The following is a 16084-nucleotide window of genomic DNA, read 5'->3' on the forward strand; positions in this document are numbered from 1 at the left end:
GGCCTGCGCCTCTTTCTTGATCGCGTCGTCAGTGTGGTTGTTCGCTTCGGCCAGCGTCGCGGCGTCGCCGGCATGGCGCGCTTGGGCTTCCGCCGCAACCTGCTGGTTCGCGTGATCGATGGCTTGTCCCAGCACTTCCGCGTCAGCTTGGCCGCGTGCCTGCGCTTCCGCCGCGACAGCTTCGTTCGTGTGATTCATCGCCTCGGTCCGTACGCGGTTGTCTCCGTCCGCCCGCGCCTGCGCTTCGGCGGCCACGGCCTTGTCCGTGTGCGCCTTGGCGGCGGCCAGCGTCGCGGCGTCGCCATCCTGCATCTGCCCGACGTTAGAAGCATCCGTGCGGGTCGTTCCGTTGGCGACGTTGGTAATCTGCCGTTCTGCCCCGGCAGAGCCGACCGACACGGTGTTGTCGCGGTTGTTGCTCGACCCCGTGCCGAGAGTAACGCTGTTGCTGGCCGTCGTCGTAGTCGTCTCGCCAATGGCGACCGATCCGCGTCCGGTCATGGTGTTCCCGTTGCCGACGGCGACATTGCTCTGCCCGCTTACAGTGTTGTTCGATCCGAAAACAGTCGTCGTGCCGTTCTGAGCATTGACCCGGTTCACATCGCCCGTCACCTGCCCATAGGCGTTATCGACCTGGTTACTCTCGCCCTTCACAACAATGTCGCTGTTTCCGACGGTGTTGTAGTTGCCGATGATTTCCGACGACATGGTGTTATTGAGAGTGTTGTTATTGCCGACGATCACCTGATCGTTTGCCGACGTAGCACCAGAAAAATGCGTGTCGCGGTCGCCCGCAACGGTGTTCCCATCCCCGTTTATAACCGTGTTGGTAAAGCGCGGATCGACAGAATTTGCAGCGCTTGCAGCTCCTGCCGTCAGCCCCATCAGTGCAATAGCAGTGATGCAGATAGTGTGTTTTTTCATAAAAGGCTCAACTATTTAGGATGCCCCTCAGCCGGAGGGGCTACGGGTCCAAAGCTGCCGATTTCCGCTCAGGCGGCAATCAACAGTCGTTCGGATTGGTAGKGCCGCCATTCAACCTCAAAGGCGACACAGTTTCGGAAGCGCTGGAACATCAGCAGACGGGCCGGAACCTCGACCAGTGTGCTGGAGTTCGTCATGGCGACGGCGAGCCGGCAGACGGCTATCGGCCAATCCTCGCCATAGACGCTATAGCGGGCCGGAAACCCGTCCAGTGACTGACAGTCCTTCGCGAGATATCCGGTTCCGGTGTTCTCGAGCGACATGCCAAAGCGCCCGATCAGTGCCCCGGCTTGCGCCATGTTCTCCACCGGATTCCAACCTTCGAACAGATGAAGGCAGCGGCCAGCGGCATACCAGTAGTAATGGGCCGCCAGCCCTTTCGGATACCGCAGGACCATGCCGAGGGCCGTAGCCACGGCCCAGCACAAGGCAAGGCCATAGAGTTTTTCGACAGGAACCCAGCAACGAGGGCCGGACACCAAAAAGGGAAGTGTCGGGCTGGAAGACGTGACAGGGATCAGCTTCTTCTTCATGGTGCCCCCTCAGTTCTTGGCCTGTAGAGCCAGTCGGTCGAGCTGTTCGAGCGCGGCCAGTGCCAGAGCCCCGGACTTCACGAGACAACGGCGAGTGCCGCCTTTTGGCTTCCACGCTTTCGGAGGCCACGGCCAGAAGTGAGGCGCGGCGAACTCAGAAGGGATGGGAGACGCGGCAGCGAGCGCATAGCAGGCCGCCGCCCCTGCCAGTTGCGCCGCGCCGTGATAGGTCGATCCGTCGTGCTTGGCCGTGTACCCCTCGACCAGAATCTGACGGGAGCGCTCATTGACCAGATCTCGGATCGGCAGGGGCGACAGGTGGAACGGAACGTTTATCTGCATATCGACGGCATAGCCRCCGTCCGGATGTGCGGAGTCGGCCGCAGGATCGGGATGGCGGCCCATGACCTGCACGACGTAGCCGGAATCGACTAGAGCGGAGTAGATCAGGCTCGCGACTTCTTCCGAGGTTGCCGCGTGATAGAACCCTCGCTTGATTGCTTCGAGCGTATAGGAAATGCAGTTGACAACAGGCGTACTCATAAGAACGTCCTCGACGAAATGAGAGGTTGCCCCTCTGTCAAAGGGGCGCCGGTGAAACATCAGTGGTTGCTTTTTTCCAGCAGGAAACCTCGACCCGTTTCGAGCTGGAGTTTCAGGGCTTGTTCGTCTTGGCTCAGGAAGTCGTGCATGCGCTGGCCGATGCCCCGAACTCCATCATAGAAGGCTTTACAGGCGGCCTCAGCCTCTGCGCTCCAAGGGATGGGCTTTCCATCACGCGCAAGGCTGTCACCGTGCCCACACTTCCAGAGGCGGCCACGGTCGGGATTTTCCTTGTCACGGGCGTCGCGGGAGTACAGCTCACCGTTGATGCGCCAGTAGATGCCGTAGTTGAAACCGACCAATGCGCCAGCGTATGCATCGGAAAACGCCGGCAGGCAGTCCACGCGACGGCCGTTTTCATCCCGGGCGCTGTAGGCCGCCTTGATGACGATAACCTTTTCCTCGACCGCCGCTGCCACCTTATCGCGGTAGAGTTCCATGACGGTCTTGAAGTCGTCTTTCAGTGCCTCCAGCCCCTTATAGGAGCGGATGAACACCGCTCCCCCTTCCCTTGGTTCCACTTCCAGCTCGATGATGCGGTCGCCCCTCCATCCGGCCGAAGCCCACTTGCCGAGGAAACTGGCGACGTAAGTCGGAATAGCGATGACAAGACTAGTGTCGTCGCGAGGGTCCATGTAGACCGGTAGGCGCTTCTCGAAGCCGGCCGGCATGCCGCTTAACGTGTCGTCGTAGACGCGAACGGTAACGTCCTTGACCTTTTTGTAAGGCGCTCGAAACGCTCTTTCTGCCATGGTTGATCTTCCTCTGAACGGGAGTGTTTAGGCGTCGGATTCGTCCATTTCGAACCGGGCGAGAACCTTGCCGAAGGCATCCTTGACCCGCACCGCGAAAACTACCCCGGACGCCCGGCGGCCGATCCTGCTGACGACGACGGCCAGCCCTCCCACGTTGGCGCGGCCGCGCTGTTTCGAGCTGCGTAGGATGGTCAGGAAACCGTCATGCGCAGTGTCTTCCATATGGCGGGCGTCGGGATGGTTGATTGCAGTGCGGATCATGGTGAATTCCTCTGTAAGTAGAGTGGTTTACCTGTCCGCAATTCTAATTAAGCCGGACAAATCGAGCAAGCAAACTAGCGCAATTTAGCGCAACATTGCGCAACCGTTCGTCGGAATGATGGCAAAATAAAACCCCTCACAGGGAGGGGTTTTGATCACTCAAGCGGCGGGCGCTATTTCAACAGATCGGGGTTCTCCACGGCCTTCCAGTATTGATCCACAAACTTGCTATACTGTAGTCCCGCCACCGATTTACCGGAACGGGTTGGCGCTATGGCGCATTGCATCGGTGAGCTGGTCCGAGACTGAGAGCTTTCCGGCTTGTCGGGATTCTGAGCACTCCCCTCCCCTTCCATAGGGGAAGGCTCGGCAATGATGGCGGCCAGACGTTGCATTTCGTCGGCGCAGCGGCGGTGATCGTTTGCGTCCCTAGAGCAAATGGCCCAACTCTGCAAAAATTCGGTGAGGATCGGGTCGTCCTTACACTTAGCTTGTGCCTCCTTGTAGTTACTTTCGGCAATATCCATCCACCGCGTGGATTGTTCCTGCTCACGGCGATGCCATGCCGCAGCAACCAGCAGGCCGGGACGATAAGGAGCTTCAAGAACCCCCTGCACTTCGAGCGCCAGCACCTGTAAAGCGTAGATAGACCTACTGAGGTCTTCATCTGCCCCCGCCACCACTTCGACCAGATCGTCAAGCTGCTTGGCACGGGCGATCAGATCGGTCAGGTCGAAGGTGTCTTCAGTGTTGTCTATCGCCGCAACCTCTTTTCTCAGTTTCTCACGCAGCTCGACGAGCAGCCTGACAGCCCCTTTGTAGTCGTCCCAATCGAACCCGAACACGTCGGCACGGGCGATCAGATCGGTCAGGTCGGTAGCGCTTTCATCAGCAGGAGCAGACACCAAAGGGGAAGGCTGTTCAGTGAGCGCCGGATAGACGAAGTGTGGGTTCTTTACGACGACAGGAGCACCCCCACCCTCCCGTCGAAACACGCCGGTGGTTATTCCTCCGGTCGTGCCAATTTCGAACAGTTCGAGAAGACCGGTACAGGGATAATTCAGATAGGTGTTGTCGCTGCCCATCAGAGTTACGTGGACATGGTTTGCCATGATGGAACCTCACTTACCGCCGTCGAGGCGAATGTATGATTTGGGCTTGAATGCCCGTTCATGAGCGACCTTCGCGTTGYGAAGGCGTCGGCCAAGGTTGGTCAGGAGCAGCAGGGTCAGTATCGCCATTAGGAACGRCTCCAGCCCCGCCAGCAGCGCCGAACGAAGCCACCGACGCGGGCGCTTATTTGCAGGGTCCAGTAGGCCGTCACCGCCACAAAGCAGCCACCRCATAAAATCCACAGCCCTGAGAGGAAGACCCAAAAAAAGTCAGTGAAGGTCAGTAGATAATTGGGCCGATAAACGATTTCGACCCCAATCAGCCCGAGCCGAGTCCGTAGATTACAGTAGTGGCTGCTGTCAGGATGCCGGCACCGATCAAAGTGTCTTTGATTTTTTCGTTCATTGCTGAAACCTCAGTAGAAGGAGCCCCGGCTTGCCGGGGCTGTATGGGTCAGATGCAGGCCCATTGCCGGGCGGAGAACGGCGAACGATAAGCCGGACTTTCACTGCCCAGCCACGCCACCAGTTGGTCACGCATTTTGATCCGAAAGGCCGACCGCAGATTGCTTTTCAGGAGCTGGAGAGCAGCGATGCCGCGCTCCGGCTGTTCGTTGCGGATCAGCTTCGACAGCCGGCAAGCCTTGAACCCATGGCGCTCAGCAAGATCGCGGAACAAGGCGCGCTTCTGCATCAGCTCCTTGGCTGCTTGCGAGCGGCGTGCGGCGCGAGCCTTGCGACGCTGATCCTCTCTCCAGCGGGTCGCCGCAGCACGAACCTCATCAGTGGCGTCCGGGCGGCTCCCCATGCTCGGATAAGTCCAGCCGCGAGTGGTGGCAAAGCAAATCGTTTCGACACACTCGGCGTCCGGATTCCATACCTCCATGAAGAAATCGGAATCATCGTACCCGTTGCGCTCGTAATCATTCAGGCAAAGCCCCTTGTATTCCTCCCACAGCACGAGAGCGCCGTGACTGGCGATTTTCCCGGCGAGATTGTCGCTGCCGAGCGGGCAGTAAGCGCCTTCCGGCCAGTCTTCCTTTGCCCGCATGTTGTGGTGCGGCTGGAAACCGTCGGCAGCCTTGTCGAAAGCGAAGCGAATGATTGCCATGGTGCTGTTCCTTGGTCGGGTTACTGTCCGCAATTCTAATAAAAGCGGACAGCCCAGACAAGCAATTTAAGGCAACTTAGTGCAACCGTTCATCGGGGCGAGGGTGGTAGAAACACCAAAAGGAAGGGCTTATTCGCCCTTGCCAACGATCAATTCACCGATCTGTCTCGCGCTGAGAGAGACGAAAGGCAAAAAGAAGACGGCAAAGCAAACGCCCAATGCCCAGACAAGTGCGACAAAAAATATGAACAGAATATAATGGATCATTTTCCAGGCGACTGAATCTGCGTGAAGGTCGAGATACAGTTGGATTTTTTCCGGCGCCCACACATCGAAAACAAAGACAAGCGCCCCGAGGATGGCGCCCATGCTGAGCGGGACCGCCAGCATGAATATTCCACCGATGAGGCTGGTGAGAAATGGGCTCTTGCAAATTCTTGCGCGAATATCAGTCATGAAAAGACCTCTTAATCAAAATGGTAGTCCTTGGATTCCCGGCAGTTCGACCATTGGGCGCAGCCCAATACAGCGACCGCCGTTCATTCGATGGGGAAAGGGGTAAGCATCACAGAAGCACGTCACGCGGCGCCACGGCTTGCTGTCCGCCCAAGTGTCGAGCCGGCCGGGCTCTCCGCACAAGGGGCAGGGAGTGATCCCCGGAGTCCCCTTAAAACGCCTCCCGCATGACCGCGAACGACAGCGGCAGTGTTTGGGAGTGGTCAGTGGCCGGCGCATTGCGCTTGTCCTCTGGAGAGGCCCGGCGAACCGGAGCGAGTGGCTTACGAGTTCAACCATTCTTCGAAGGTTTTGACCGGCCAGCCGAGGTCGGTGGCGCAGCGGACGTAGATTTCGTAGCGGTCGCGAAGGGTTTGCATTTCAGTGCCTCCTTGGTTGGGTGTGTCCGTAATTATAGGAGGCTATGCAAAAACGGACAAGCAATTTAAGGCAATTTAGCGCAACCGTTCGTCGGGGCGAGCGGGGCAGAAGCCCCGTTTGAAAGACTTCAAAGCGGTCGAGGCACCAAAGGGAAGTGCGGCGGCTACAGCAGCACGAGTTCAATCTGTTTCGATGCGGCGGTTGCGCTACGAGCGTCGAGCGCGTTGTCCGTATCACGCAGGCTGTCGGCCATGAACGCGAACCGGGCGCGAGCCTCAGCGGTACGCATGACACGGAAATCCACGTCTACCACGTTATTGACCCGCGCCCATTGGTTCCAAGCAAAGCTGCGCCCGAGCCCGACGGAGGTGTTCGAGCTTGGAAAACGGTCGGCAGTACGAACGAGTTCTTCCCATGGTGCCCCAAACTCGACTTCATCGAACCGGCTATGGCGGCCGGTGAGGGCGTTACGCTCCAGTAGCAGGGCCTTTTCCAACAGATCGGGATGATTGGCCGCCAGCCAATACAGCTCCCAATGCTTCGAGGCCGGGCAGAAGAAGCAGGCGGATTTGATCGGCACCAGCTCCGGCCCGAGGGCTTGAGTGATCGCCCGCACGCAATCAGGGCGCGCCCAGCCGATGACCTGCAACGGATAGGCATAATCAAAGTCGGCGTCGCCTGACTTGAGCCCCTTCGAGCGACGCAGATCAGCTCTGCCGCAGTCGTAACCGATCAGCTTCACTATCCGCCGGCCGGTTGCCTTTGCCTCGATCCAGAGCGGATGCGGCGGRCAGGCGTTCGGCCCCCGCTTCGCTCCTTTCAGAAACTGGTCTTGCGGACCTTGCTTCCACTTGATGCTGCACGACTTCATTCCGAAGGCCAGAGACGGCAAGGTTTCGTTCGCAAGGCAATTTCCATAGAGGTCGGTGTAGCCGGTCGTTTCCTTGGTTGCCTTCYGACATACATCGATCAGGGGCCAGCCCCACGCGGCCAGAACCTTGTTCATCGCGGCAACGTGTTCGAGGGTTTCTGGCTTTTCTCCACCCGTGTCCGCGAAGGTGATCACATCGGGGCGCAGACCCGCAGCGCGCAGCGCGACGATCATTGCCGTGGAATCCACTCCGGCGCCGAAACAGAGGGCCAGCAGCCGGCCCGAGAGAGCTTCCCGCAGAGCTAGTTTTTGAGCGTCCGTCAGGACATTGCGGGCAGGGATCAAGGCTGAATTCATGGTGCGCGCTCCGGCGTTGTTATCTGTCCGTAAATGTATCGAAAACGGACAAATCCGACAAGCAATTTAATGCAATTTAGCGCAACCATTCGTCGGGGCGGCGGAACGAAAAAGCCCCTCGCTGGGAGGGGCTTTAAGAGAGCTGAGACACCAAAGGGGAAGATTGTCGAGGCCGCCGGGCAGCGTCTCAGAAGGGGAGGTGCTCGAACATGTGGTCGCTGTTCAGATACCACGTCACGGCGGCTTTCAGGCTGCGGATATGTGGCGGGCACACCGCTACATGGATGAATGCGTTGCCCTGCCGCTGGTAGAGGCTGTTGCCGATCTTCCGCCAGTTGTCGCTCAGTTGAGCATACATGGTCCTTTCCTCTTGAGTGATGCCCTGCTACCGGCAGGGCGGCGGGTTAGCTCTTCACGGTCTGCAAGAACGCGCTGGCTTCCAGAGTGATGCCGGGGTGGCTGTCCTTGATGGCGCTGATGATCTTCTGTTCCAGCGCATCGCCCAGCTCGCCGGCATGCTCTTTGTCGCGAGCCAACACGGTGGTGGTGTAGTCCACCTCAATGGATGCGCCGATGCGCACCCGAATCTCAAATACAGCGCCGCCTTTCTGCTCGGTATCCATGTCCTTTCCTCGGTGATACCCCGGCGAACCGGGGCGGTTACTTGCAGCAGCCTTCAAGCCATGCCGCCATTTCCTGAAGCTCGCCTACCAGTGACTTGCGGCGGTCATGCTGGGCTGCGTGGTCGTCGCATTTGAGACAGGCCATGCGGTAGGCGTGCAGTGCTTCGGCTGCGACTTCCAGTTTCTTTGCGGCCACTAGACCCAGCTTGTTGCGGGCCTGTTCAGGGGTGGAGCGGGCCACTACAGCAAGCCCCGTTCTTCGTTGCGCTTGCGCATGTTGGCGGTGAACTCGGCACGGATGTTGAACACGGCTTCTGACTCCAGCCACTCCTCAGCTTCCAGTGCCTCGATAGCTTCCGCTTCGGTGACTCCGGTCTGAGCGACTACCGCTTTCACCTTTTTGGTCTTGGTGGCGTTCAGCTTGGTGGTCATTGTCTTGCCMTTCCTTCGGATTAGTTGGTGTCCGCGTGCTGGGTTTTCAGGTGCCAGCCGTTGCGTGCGAAGGMAGATCGGCCAGACATTTTGCGGCACTGGATCGAGCTRCCATCGTCGAAGGTGTATTCAACGGCCCAATCCAGAATTTCGCGGCGGACTGCGGCAGCCTTGATATTGGCAGTGGTGGCATTCAGGAGTTGTTCGGCTTTGGTCATTGTCTTGCCCTCCGGGGCGTTGCCTGTTGACTGACATTATAGTGCCGCCAAGCAGGCCGGACAAGCAATATTGCGCAATTTAGCGCAACTTAATGCAACCATTCGTCGGAARCCAAAACAAAAGAACCCTCCGTAGAGGGTTCGAAAGCGGTCGAAACACCAAAGGGAATGGCTGCTTGGCGCTATCGTTCCCGCTCTGGCATGCAGTGCATATAGCTGGCGGTGCATTGAGCTTTCCACCTCGCTTCCTCTGCGGCGACTAGACGATATTCACCGACAATCATGGTGATAGTGATCACCAAGAAAAGAATGGTGTTCAGCACAATCGGCACCCTGCATTCCGGCTCATTCCAAGCCTCGCTGAAAACGAATCCGAGAACCAGCAGGAAGAGAATGGATGTGACAATCATCATCAACCACATGGCTTTACCCCCGAACCTGCCCGGTTATGTCGCGACCGCATTCGGCGCAGTACCGTCGCACGCCGCCGCTGACGCGCTCCATATCGGTACTGCCGAATAGCTCGCCGTCTGGCTCGAAAAYCAGCTCGTACTTGCACACGCGCTTTTCATGCCACCCGCCCAGCTTGCCGCAGCGCGGGCAGGGGGACACCTGTTGCGGGCGCTCGATCCGGGTCATTCTTCGTCCCAGCCCCACTCAGCCATGTTCCACACGGTGTCTCGAAGCGCGCTCTCTTTCTCGTCGTCCGACGCCGAGTCCCATTCCTTTTTGTCGAACTCAACAACTTCGCTGCACTCGCTGCCCACTCGGTCGGTGCGGACCCAAACTTTGATGCGTACCGTGTCGCTCATGTCCTTTCCTCGGTGATGCCCTGCTACCGGCAGGGCGGCGGCTTTAGTCGGAAAGTGCCCGCCTAGATTGGGCAATCAGGTCTTCGGCCATTTTCAGGGCCTCTTGCGGCGTCAGATGCACGCTCAGGGTGCGGCCGTCGCAATTGTCGCCAGCTTGGTAGAACTCCACCTTGATACCGAGTGCGAAGCCGCGACGATGAACGACGTGAGGCTGGACGCACTCCAGCAGCGGTGCGGATTTCTTGTTGAAGCGTTCTTCTACACGCATATCCTTTCCTCGGTGCAGCCCCGACGAGCCGGGGCGGTGTCTTATGGAAGCGGCTGGGCGCTATCGATGCATCCGGCGAGACGCCGGCGCCACATGGCGAAACGCTCCATGGACTCCTTCCTCTCCACCGGCACTCTGGCGGCGCCGATCCTGTAGTCGGCCATGATTTGCAGGATGTGGGCGCACGTCGCTCTGGGTCTCGAACTGAACATCGTCTTGCCCTCGTTGATGCCCCGGCGAACCGGGGCGGGGTGGTCAGAAGTTGTAGTCGTAGAACCGGCGCGGCTTGGCCTCGCGGCGGAACTTGCTGCCTTTGTGGTAGAAACACCCATCCTTGCGCAGGTGCAGGCGGATGACCGGGGCGCTCTCGTTGCTGGTGATGATCCAGCGCTGTTCGTGCTGGTTGGTGCAGTGAGCAGCGAAGCCGCCGGGGATCATTTCAGGCTTCCACGACGGATCAAGGGTGGCCGTCATGGGGCGAACCTCAATGATCTTGTCAGAGACTTCCCGCACGATTTCGTAGGGATGCACGTCGCTGTAGCCGATGAGGTTTGCGTAGTTCAGTGCGGCGGTTTCGTTGCTCATTTGCTTGCCCTCCGGGGCGTTACCTGTTGACTGACATTGTAGTGTCGCCAAGCCCACCGGGCAAGCAATATTGCGCAATTTAACGCAACTTAGCGCAACCGTTCGTCGGAAGCAGGAGCAAAAAACCCCTCGCAGTGGAGGGGTTTAGAATTACTCGAACTGTTCCACCAGCCACGGCCAGCCAAGGCCAGCCGTGGCTGATTGTCGTTATCGAAGCAGCACCACGACAAGCGCCCCGACCGACAGCAAGGCGCAGACAGAAGCGACGCACGCGGCCAAAAAGGCGCCGTTCTTCGCGGTCTGTGCATCCCGGCCGCTGGACGCAGCTTCACGTCCCGCAGCAAGGGCGTCGCCAATCTGGCGTTGCAGACCAGTGCCGGCGTCGGCCAGCGCCTCGACCACTGCTTTTTTCACTTCTGCGCGCACGTAGCCGGCAGCATCAGTGATCACCTTGCCGGCCGTGTCTTTGGCCTGCTCGACGTGCTGTTGCATTGCGATGGTCAGCGCCCGACTGTGTTCGTCGTACTGTTCCGACACCCGGTCAACCAACCGGCCTACGACCATTTCGTTGACCGTCACGGTCACAAGAATCGGGTCGTCCTTGCCGATCAAGACGTTGTGTCGGATAGCTACCTCTTTCCGGAGTTCGTCGAAGTCGATCATGACGCCCCCTACAGGACGGTTTCGAGCTGCTCGAAGATCGCTTTCTTGACGTTCGACAGTCGCGACTTCGACATGAGCCCGAAGGCGTCGGATTTCGCGACTTCATCGAWGGTCAGCTTGCTATCGAGCATCAGTTTCACGTCTTGGCCGAACGTGCTGCCGGTCTGGCGGGGGATACGGACGATCCCGCTGACGCGATCTTTGTTGCGTTGGTAGACCTGCATTTCCTCGAAGGTCTTGCCGTCGGCCTCAATGTCACCGAAGAACTCGTTGAGCCATACGATGATTTTGGCCTGCGGCGGCATCTGCTCGACCAGAGAGGCGAAACCGCCGAGGGTATCGCGCAGCGCCTGCCCGCCGGTAATGATGGTGTGAATTACGACTTCCTTGCCGTGTTCCGCGATCACGTTGATCGCATCGTTTTCCGCGAGGTAGTAGGAGAGGGGAATGAACGACGACGCGCCGTTGTCGATCACGAAGTTCGAATCTTCGGAAACGACCTGCTCGATCAGCTTGTCGAAGTTACGTTCGATCAGGGAACCGTTTTCCATCAGTTCGAGACGTTGAGTGCCGAACGCCTTGTAACCTACAAGCGTCGCGTTAACCGGGTCGGTATCGACCGCTACGACCGGGCGGCCTTTGCTTTGCAGGCACTGGATCAACAGAGCCGAAGCGTAGCTTTTGCCGACGCCGCCTTTGCCTTGCAGAGTGAAATGTACGGTCTTCATAAGTTCGGGTTCCTTGTCAGATAAGATCGTCGCGGTTTCCGCTGGATGCGTCATGTTGGAAGGCTGGTTTTCCAGCTTTTGGGGTTGCAGGTTTTCCGGTTGAACTTCCGCCGGGCTTTGGGCTTGGGGTGGCCGGCTTGACTTCTGYCGGGGCTTGCTGGACTGGCTTGCTTTCTTCCCTTCTTGAGTGGTCATTTTCTTCCGGCGTCCTGATGTATTTGCTGACGTAACGGGTGAACTGCGGATAGCCGATCCCAAGCTCTTTTTCGTACTCATTGAAAATTGCCTTGATCGGATAGCCGGCATCGATTCGTTCTTGGATCACGTCTCGACGTGCGAGAAATGCGACGCGCCCGGCGCCGCGACTGCCTTTGAGTTCTGGTGCGGTCATTGGCGGTTCCCTTGCAAGGAACGACGGGAGTAGAGCAGAGCCGTAGGGCCGTCGAAGCCTGCGGCCCGGAAGCCGTTGTAGACTGCGACGTGGTACGGTTCAGCGCTCGCCCATCGAGCGTAAAACAGGGCACAGATGGCCGGGAAACCCTTCGACCGCATATCGGAATAGATCGCCTTGGTTTGGCCGTTCATGCCCTTTCTCCGCTGGTTTTCGTTGCAATCCCCGGTGCCGCCCCCATGGCGTCATCAGTGCAACTTAGGTAAATTCTATGCAACTCCCTTCTGATTCGTCAAGCAACTTAACGCAATTCAGCGCAACCGCTGATCAGCTTGCCAAGGCACCCTTCCTTTTGGTGCTGCTCTTAACGAGGCTCTAGTGCGTCCCGCCGCCGCAGAGCGGATCAGGATCACGGCGAGCTTCCAGCGGGTAGCGGGAAGAGAGGAAAGCAAGTACCGCATCTGCTTGCACTCGCAGGCCGTTCAGCCACCACCGACGGCGGAAGGAGTCCACTCCATCCAGACAGATCGAGGCGATGACAAGAACTAGGCAGTCATCCCCGTAACGACGGCTCGCAATATGAGCAGGCGACCGAAAGGCGTCTGCCGTCATGCTCGCGACTACCCCCGAAGCGACGCCGCGCAATCGGTCTTGGATTGTGCAATCCAAGACCGATTGCGCGTCCAACCCATCCGTGATGGCTTGTTTCTCGTTCATCCTTCCAATCTCCCGGAGCCCCGGCTAGGCGTTGGATTGTRCAATCCAACGCCTAGCCGGGGGAGCTTGCGCCCCGTTGTTTCCCCTGAATCAGCCCGATAGGCTGTTTCAGTGCAATTATGGGCAATGATATGCAACTCTGCGCAATTCCGCAAGCGGAATAACGCAACTTTGCACAATTCAATACAACTCGGCGCAACATAGGGCAAATCTGTGCTCTTTCGGGCCTTTTTGCCGCGCCGATGGCTGGGAATCCTGCGAATTTGCGTTGAATTGCGGGGGAAGGGATGGCAAGATGTGTATTGTACCGGTACACGCTTCGCGTTCCCCGGTCCAATACCTGCCCTTACTCGCCTACGGCTCGACGTCATCTTGCTCTGCGAGGCTCACAGTCGCTACCGCGACAAGGGCAAAAGCACACCAAAAGGAGGGGCGAAAATTGAGACGAGAAGACTATGGCCGCGCTCACCGTGGCGCGTTCGACAAGGGGGTAAAAGCTCGCCGGGAGGGGAAGCCGCGAACGGCTTGCCCATACCCCGACTATCGCCGCGACGACGGCCGGCTAACCGGCTCGCGTGGTTTCATCCGGGCTTGGCATGCGGGCTGGCTATCTGCCGAGGCAGATGCCGAATGACCRAACCCGAGAAGAAGAAGCGGAGAGGGCGCCCGAGAGGCGAGCGGATCGAGGTGTGGCTTTCGCCGGCTGAGCGAGAACAAATCACCCAGCTTGYGGCCAAGGCCAACTTGTCGGCCTCCGCCTATCTCCGGGCGGCTGGGCTCAACGCCAAAATCAAGGCGACTGCCGACCTTGGCGCCGTGCGCGAGCTGGCCAAGGTGAACGGCGATCTTGGACGTGTCGCCGGCCTGCTGAAACTCTGGCTGGCCGAGAAACGGGGGCAGGGCGCCCGCCCGGCCGACGTGGAGGCGCTGATGAAGGATTTCCGCTCCCTCCAAGCGCAAATGGTGCAACTGATGGGGAGGGTTTCGAAGTGATCGCAAAGCGCGTCCCTCGAAACAAGGGCACGTCGAGCCCGGCCCGGCTAGTCCGCTACATGGTCGCCGCGAAGGGCGACATTGACCCGTCCACTTGGGCGCGAACTGCCGACTACATCCTTGCTACCGGCGACGTGACCAATCAGGGCGAGCGCGTTGCGTCTTTCCGCATCACGAACTGCGACACCGACGATCCGGCGGCGGCGACGATCCTGATCGAAGCGACGCAGGCGATGAATACCCGGTCAAAGGCCGACAAGACCTACCACCTGGTCTATTCGTTCCCGCCCGGCGAACAGCCGCCAATCGAAGTGCTTCACGCTATTGAAGACGAGCTATGCGCTTCCATCGGCTATGCCGATCATCAGCGCATTTCGGCGGTTCATATCGACACTGATCACCTGCATGTCCACGTCGCGATAAACAAGGTCCACCCGACGGGCCTGCAAAACATCGAACCTTATTTTGACAAGCGCCGGCTGATGGAGGCGTGCGAACGCCTCGAAATCCAATTCGGCCTACAGCGCACCAACCATGGCATAGACGAGGAAAACACTCATGAGCGACGAAACCGAAATCATCGAATCGACCTTGGACCCCGAGGACCACGGGATAGTCGATTTAGACGGGCTCTACATCAGTCCCTTGATCTCACGTTTACCGAGCCACCAGAGGCCCAATCCCTCGACGGTCTGCGAAACCTGTCCAGCCGCGATTTGGCATTCGAAAAAGGGCGAGCTGATGAACTACTGCCGAGTGATGCACCTGCGCACGTACAGCGCCGAGGAACCGAACGCGCTGACGGCCTGBGACGGCCGGGAAATGGCGCTGGAGCAGTTGAGAGCGAAAATGGAAGCGCAAGCATTGGCGGAAGCGATGGGCTTGGCCAAGACGGAGCCGCAGGGATAAGCCCGACGGCGGATATCGAGGCGCAATCGGGCATCGACACGCTTGTTTCTTACGTCCGCCGCGAGCTTCCCGAACTGGACAAGGCCGGGAGCTGGAGAGAGGTGCATGAGGCGCTGGCCGATCACGGGTTGAGCATTAAACCGCAGGGTGCGGGCCTCGTGATCGGGGACGCCGGGCTTGAATTGTGGGCCAAGGCCAGCAGTTGCAATCGAGCCCTTTCCATGCGCTCTATGGTCGCCCGGCTCGGTCCATTCCAGCCCGCCGGCGCCGAGGCCACAGAGCGCGGTCGCAAGGCCGCAAAAGGCTATCAGCCCCAGCCCCGCCAGAAGTCCCCGGCTAGCGCTGTGCTGTTCGCTCAGTATCAGCGAGAGAAGCAAGCCAAGATCGCCGCGAGAAAGGCGGGCTTCGCGCAGATCGAGAAGGACAACGCGGCCTTCTATGCCGAAATGAAGCGTTGGCGGGCGACGCAACGAGTGTTGGGCAAGATCGGCAGAGGCCCCGCGAAACGGGTCACGGCTGCCGCGACCAAGGCTCAAGCCGACGCCGCCCGGACCCGCCATCGAAACGCGATGCAGGCCCGTCGTCAGAATCTAACCGCATCCACGGCTATGCCTGTTTGGGCCGACTGGCTTCGCCAGCAGGCAGAGGCCGGCAACGAAGAGGCTTTGACGGTCTTGCGGGGCCGTGAGCTGCGAGCGCAACGGTTGAGCGGTGAACTATTGACCGCCCAGCACGCGGAGCGGGCCAAAGCCGTCGTGATGACCGCTCTGAAACCACAATGTCGCAAGGACGGCTCAATGTCCTACCGGACCATTGACGGCGGTGTGGTAATCGACCGGGCGTCCCACGTTCATGCACAAAAGGCGACGACGGGTGCTGCACTGGTTGCCTTGGAGCTGGCCGCCGCCCGTTTCGACGGACAGCCGCTCATTGTCGAGGGCTCGCAGTCCTTCCGCGAGGAAGTCGCCCGGCTTGCGGCGATGCACAAGGTCAATGTCCGGTTCGCTGATCCGGCTATGGAGCAGGCGCGTCAGCAGGCGATGGCCGAGAAGGAGGCAAACGCATTGGCCGCCTACAGCACTCTGGTCGAGCATGGAGCTGCGCCTTACGAACATAGGCCGGGTGGCAGGAGCAGCTATTTCGCGACGCTCGAAGACGCCGGCGGCACCCGGACAACCTTGTGGGGGGTCGATCTTGATCGGGCGATTGCCGCGAGCGGTGCGCAGATCGGGGATCGCGTGGCACTCAATGTCACAGCGATGGAGCCGGTGACCCTGCCCAA

General features: G+C 59.3%; 23 protein-coding genes. 3 read left to right on the forward strand and 20 right to left on the reverse strand.

Features of this window, described 5'->3' with window-relative positions; genetic code table 11:
- The 14 genes from LCM4573_RS27950 to LCM4573_RS18330 all read right to left on the reverse strand — a co-directional run.
- The coding region (locus tag LCM4573_RS27950; protein ID WP_407071753.1) for a YadA family autotransporter adhesin at nucleotides 1–924 on the reverse strand (924 nt) is incomplete at its 3' end.
- A gap of 68 nt (nucleotides 925–992) precedes the next feature.
- Nucleotides 993–1517, reverse strand: a complete 525-nt coding sequence (locus tag LCM4573_RS18275) for a hypothetical protein (protein ID WP_071007820.1) — start codon at nucleotides 1515–1517, stop codon at nucleotides 993–995.
- Nucleotides 1518–1526: 9 nt separating this feature from the next.
- Nucleotides 1527–2060: a hypothetical protein gene (locus LCM4573_RS18280; protein WP_131818988.1), complete on the reverse strand. Its 534-nt coding sequence runs from the start codon at nucleotides 2058–2060 to the stop codon at nucleotides 1527–1529.
- 59 nt (nucleotides 2061–2119) lie between these two features.
- Nucleotides 2120–2872 (reverse strand): hypothetical protein, encoded by a 753-nt coding sequence (locus LCM4573_RS18285; protein ID WP_071007822.1) that lies wholly within the window; start codon nucleotides 2870–2872, stop codon nucleotides 2120–2122.
- A gap of 27 nt (nucleotides 2873–2899) precedes the next feature.
- Nucleotides 2900–3136, reverse strand: a complete 237-nt coding sequence (locus LCM4573_RS18290; protein WP_071007823.1) for a hypothetical protein — start codon at nucleotides 3134–3136, stop codon at nucleotides 2900–2902.
- A 173-nt stretch (nucleotides 3137–3309) separates the two neighbouring features.
- On the reverse strand, nucleotides 3310–4248 hold the full coding sequence (locus tag LCM4573_RS18295) for a hypothetical protein (RefSeq protein WP_071007824.1): 939 nt from the start codon (nucleotides 4246–4248) through the stop codon (nucleotides 3310–3312).
- Between the two features lie 454 nt (nucleotides 4249–4702).
- Nucleotides 4703–5359: a hypothetical protein gene (locus LCM4573_RS18300; RefSeq protein WP_071007825.1), complete on the reverse strand. Its 657-nt coding sequence runs from the start codon at nucleotides 5357–5359 to the stop codon at nucleotides 4703–4705.
- Nucleotides 5360–5488: 129 nt separating this feature from the next.
- Nucleotides 5489–5815 carry a hypothetical protein gene (locus LCM4573_RS18305; RefSeq protein WP_131818990.1) on the reverse strand — a complete coding sequence of 109 codons (327 nt, stop codon included), beginning with the start codon at nucleotides 5813–5815 and terminating at the stop codon, nucleotides 5489–5491.
- Between the two features lie 583 nt (nucleotides 5816–6398).
- The gene (locus LCM4573_RS18310; RefSeq protein ID WP_071007827.1) at nucleotides 6399–7463 is read right to left on the reverse strand and encodes a hypothetical protein; all 1065 of its coding nucleotides are present in this window, start codon (nucleotides 7461–7463) and stop codon (nucleotides 6399–6401) included.
- Nucleotides 7464–7650: 187 nt separating this feature from the next.
- Entirely contained in the window at nucleotides 7651–7821 is a 171-nt protein-coding gene (locus LCM4573_RS28140) for a hypothetical protein (protein WP_157895527.1), read from the reverse strand.
- 46 nt (nucleotides 7822–7867) lie between these two features.
- On the reverse strand, nucleotides 7868–8086 hold the full coding sequence (locus LCM4573_RS18315; protein ID WP_071007828.1) for a hypothetical protein: 219 nt from the start codon (nucleotides 8084–8086) through the stop codon (nucleotides 7868–7870).
- A 37-nt stretch (nucleotides 8087–8123) separates the two neighbouring features.
- The gene (locus tag LCM4573_RS18320) at nucleotides 8124–8282 is read right to left on the reverse strand and encodes a hypothetical protein (protein ID WP_198539758.1); all 159 of its coding nucleotides are present in this window, start codon (nucleotides 8280–8282) and stop codon (nucleotides 8124–8126) included.
- Between the two features lie 44 nt (nucleotides 8283–8326).
- Nucleotides 8327–8518, reverse strand: coding sequence for a hypothetical protein (locus LCM4573_RS18325; protein ID WP_071007830.1), 192 nt, complete (start codon nucleotides 8516–8518; stop codon nucleotides 8327–8329).
- Nucleotides 8519–8538: 20 nt separating this feature from the next.
- On the reverse strand, nucleotides 8539–8736 hold the full coding sequence (locus LCM4573_RS18330) for a hypothetical protein (RefSeq protein WP_071007831.1): 198 nt from the start codon (nucleotides 8734–8736) through the stop codon (nucleotides 8539–8541).
- A gap of 282 nt (nucleotides 8737–9018) precedes the next feature.
- Here LCM4573_RS18330 and LCM4573_RS27955 point away from each other — a divergent pair, with 282 nt between their 5' ends.
- Nucleotides 9019–9258 carry a hypothetical protein gene (locus LCM4573_RS27955; RefSeq protein WP_131818991.1) on the forward strand — a complete coding sequence of 80 codons (240 nt, stop codon included), beginning with the start codon at nucleotides 9019–9021 and terminating at the stop codon, nucleotides 9256–9258.
- A 113-nt stretch (nucleotides 9259–9371) separates the two neighbouring features.
- On the opposite strand, the gene LCM4573_RS28145 is transcribed toward LCM4573_RS27955, so the two are convergent.
- The 6 genes from LCM4573_RS28145 to LCM4573_RS27445 form a co-directional block, all read right to left on the reverse strand.
- Nucleotides 9372–9548: a hypothetical protein gene (locus LCM4573_RS28145; protein WP_157895528.1), complete on the reverse strand. Its 177-nt coding sequence runs from the start codon at nucleotides 9546–9548 to the stop codon at nucleotides 9372–9374.
- A 43-nt stretch (nucleotides 9549–9591) separates the two neighbouring features.
- Complete coding sequence (locus tag LCM4573_RS18345) at nucleotides 9592–9816, reverse strand: hypothetical protein (RefSeq protein WP_071007834.1); 225 nt, start codon at nucleotides 9814–9816, stop codon at nucleotides 9592–9594.
- Between the two features lie 255 nt (nucleotides 9817–10071).
- A complete protein-coding gene (locus LCM4573_RS18350) occupies nucleotides 10072–10401 on the reverse strand; it encodes a hypothetical protein (RefSeq protein ID WP_071007835.1) in 330 nt (109 codons plus the stop codon).
- 207 nt (nucleotides 10402–10608) lie between these two features.
- On the reverse strand, nucleotides 10609–11064 hold the full coding sequence (locus LCM4573_RS18355) for a conjugal transfer protein TraM (RefSeq protein WP_071007836.1): 456 nt from the start codon (nucleotides 11062–11064) through the stop codon (nucleotides 10609–10611).
- An 8-nt stretch (nucleotides 11065–11072) separates the two neighbouring features.
- Nucleotides 11073–11792: a conjugal transfer protein TraL gene (locus LCM4573_RS18360; RefSeq protein ID WP_071007841.1), complete on the reverse strand. Its 720-nt coding sequence runs from the start codon at nucleotides 11790–11792 to the stop codon at nucleotides 11073–11075.
- A 16-nt stretch (nucleotides 11793–11808) separates the two neighbouring features.
- On the reverse strand, nucleotides 11809–12183 hold the full coding sequence (locus tag LCM4573_RS27445; RefSeq protein WP_083347526.1) for a TraK family protein: 375 nt from the start codon (nucleotides 12181–12183) through the stop codon (nucleotides 11809–11811).
- A 1347-nt stretch (nucleotides 12184–13530) separates the two neighbouring features.
- On the opposite strand from LCM4573_RS27445, the gene LCM4573_RS18375 reads away from it, so the two are divergent.
- Both LCM4573_RS18375 and traI read left to right on the forward strand, forming a co-directional pair.
- Nucleotides 13531–13893, forward strand: a complete 363-nt coding sequence (locus tag LCM4573_RS18375; protein ID WP_071007839.1) for a plasmid mobilization protein — start codon at nucleotides 13531–13533, stop codon at nucleotides 13891–13893.
- Nucleotides 13890–16084 (forward strand): TraI/MobA(P) family conjugative relaxase (gene traI / locus LCM4573_RS27450; protein ID WP_083347527.1); only part of this gene is annotated, 2195 nt, incomplete at its 3' end. The genes LCM4573_RS18375 and traI, both read left to right, overlap by 4 nt.

This window comes from Rhizobium sp. LCM 4573 (genome assembly GCF_001854865.1).
Taxonomy (GTDB): domain Bacteria; phylum Pseudomonadota; class Alphaproteobacteria; order Rhizobiales; family Rhizobiaceae; genus Neorhizobium.

Excerpts from the sequence above, each read along its gene's own strand:
- LCM4573_RS18300 (WP_071007825.1), bottom strand. The coding sequence starts at position 5,359 with ATGGCAATCATTCGCTTCGCTTTCGACAAGGCTGCCGACGGTTTCCAG.
- LCM4573_RS28140 (WP_157895527.1), bottom strand. The coding sequence starts at position 7,821 with ATGTATGCTCAACTGAGCGACAACTGGCGGAAGATCGGCAACAGCCTC.
- LCM4573_RS18295 (WP_071007824.1), bottom strand. The coding sequence starts at position 4,248 with ATGGCAAACCATGTCCACGTAACTCTGATGGGCAGCGACAACACCTAT.
- LCM4573_RS18285 (WP_071007822.1), bottom strand. The coding sequence starts at position 2,872 with ATGGCAGAAAGAGCGTTTCGAGCGCCTTACAAAAAGGTCAAGGACGTT.
- LCM4573_RS18345 (WP_071007834.1), bottom strand. The coding sequence starts at position 9,816 with ATGCGTGTAGAAGAACGCTTCAACAAGAAATCCGCACCGCTGCTGGAG.
- LCM4573_RS18355 (WP_071007836.1), bottom strand. The coding sequence starts at position 11,064 with ATGATCGACTTCGACGAACTCCGGAAAGAGGTAGCTATCCGACACAAC.
- LCM4573_RS18305 (WP_131818990.1), bottom strand. The coding sequence starts at position 5,815 with ATGACTGATATTCGCGCAAGAATTTGCAAGAGCCCATTTCTCACCAGC.
- LCM4573_RS18315 (WP_071007828.1), bottom strand. The coding sequence starts at position 8,086 with ATGGATACCGAGCAGAAAGGCGGCGCTGTATTTGAGATTCGGGTGCGC.
- LCM4573_RS18325 (WP_071007830.1), bottom strand. The coding sequence starts at position 8,518 with ATGACCACCAAGCTGAACGCCACCAAGACCAAAAAGGTGAAAGCGGTA.
- LCM4573_RS27955 (WP_131818991.1), top strand. The coding sequence starts at position 9,019 with ATGGTGATAGTGATCACCAAGAAAAGAATGGTGTTCAGCACAATCGGC.
- LCM4573_RS18350 (WP_071007835.1), bottom strand. The coding sequence starts at position 10,401 with ATGAGCAACGAAACCGCCGCACTGAACTACGCAAACCTCATCGGCTAC.
- LCM4573_RS18290 (WP_071007823.1), bottom strand. The coding sequence starts at position 3,136 with ATGATCCGCACTGCAATCAACCATCCCGACGCCCGCCATATGGAAGAC.
- LCM4573_RS28145 (WP_157895528.1), bottom strand. The coding sequence starts at position 9,548 with ATGAGCGACACGGTACGCATCAAAGTTTGGGTCCGCACCGACCGAGTG.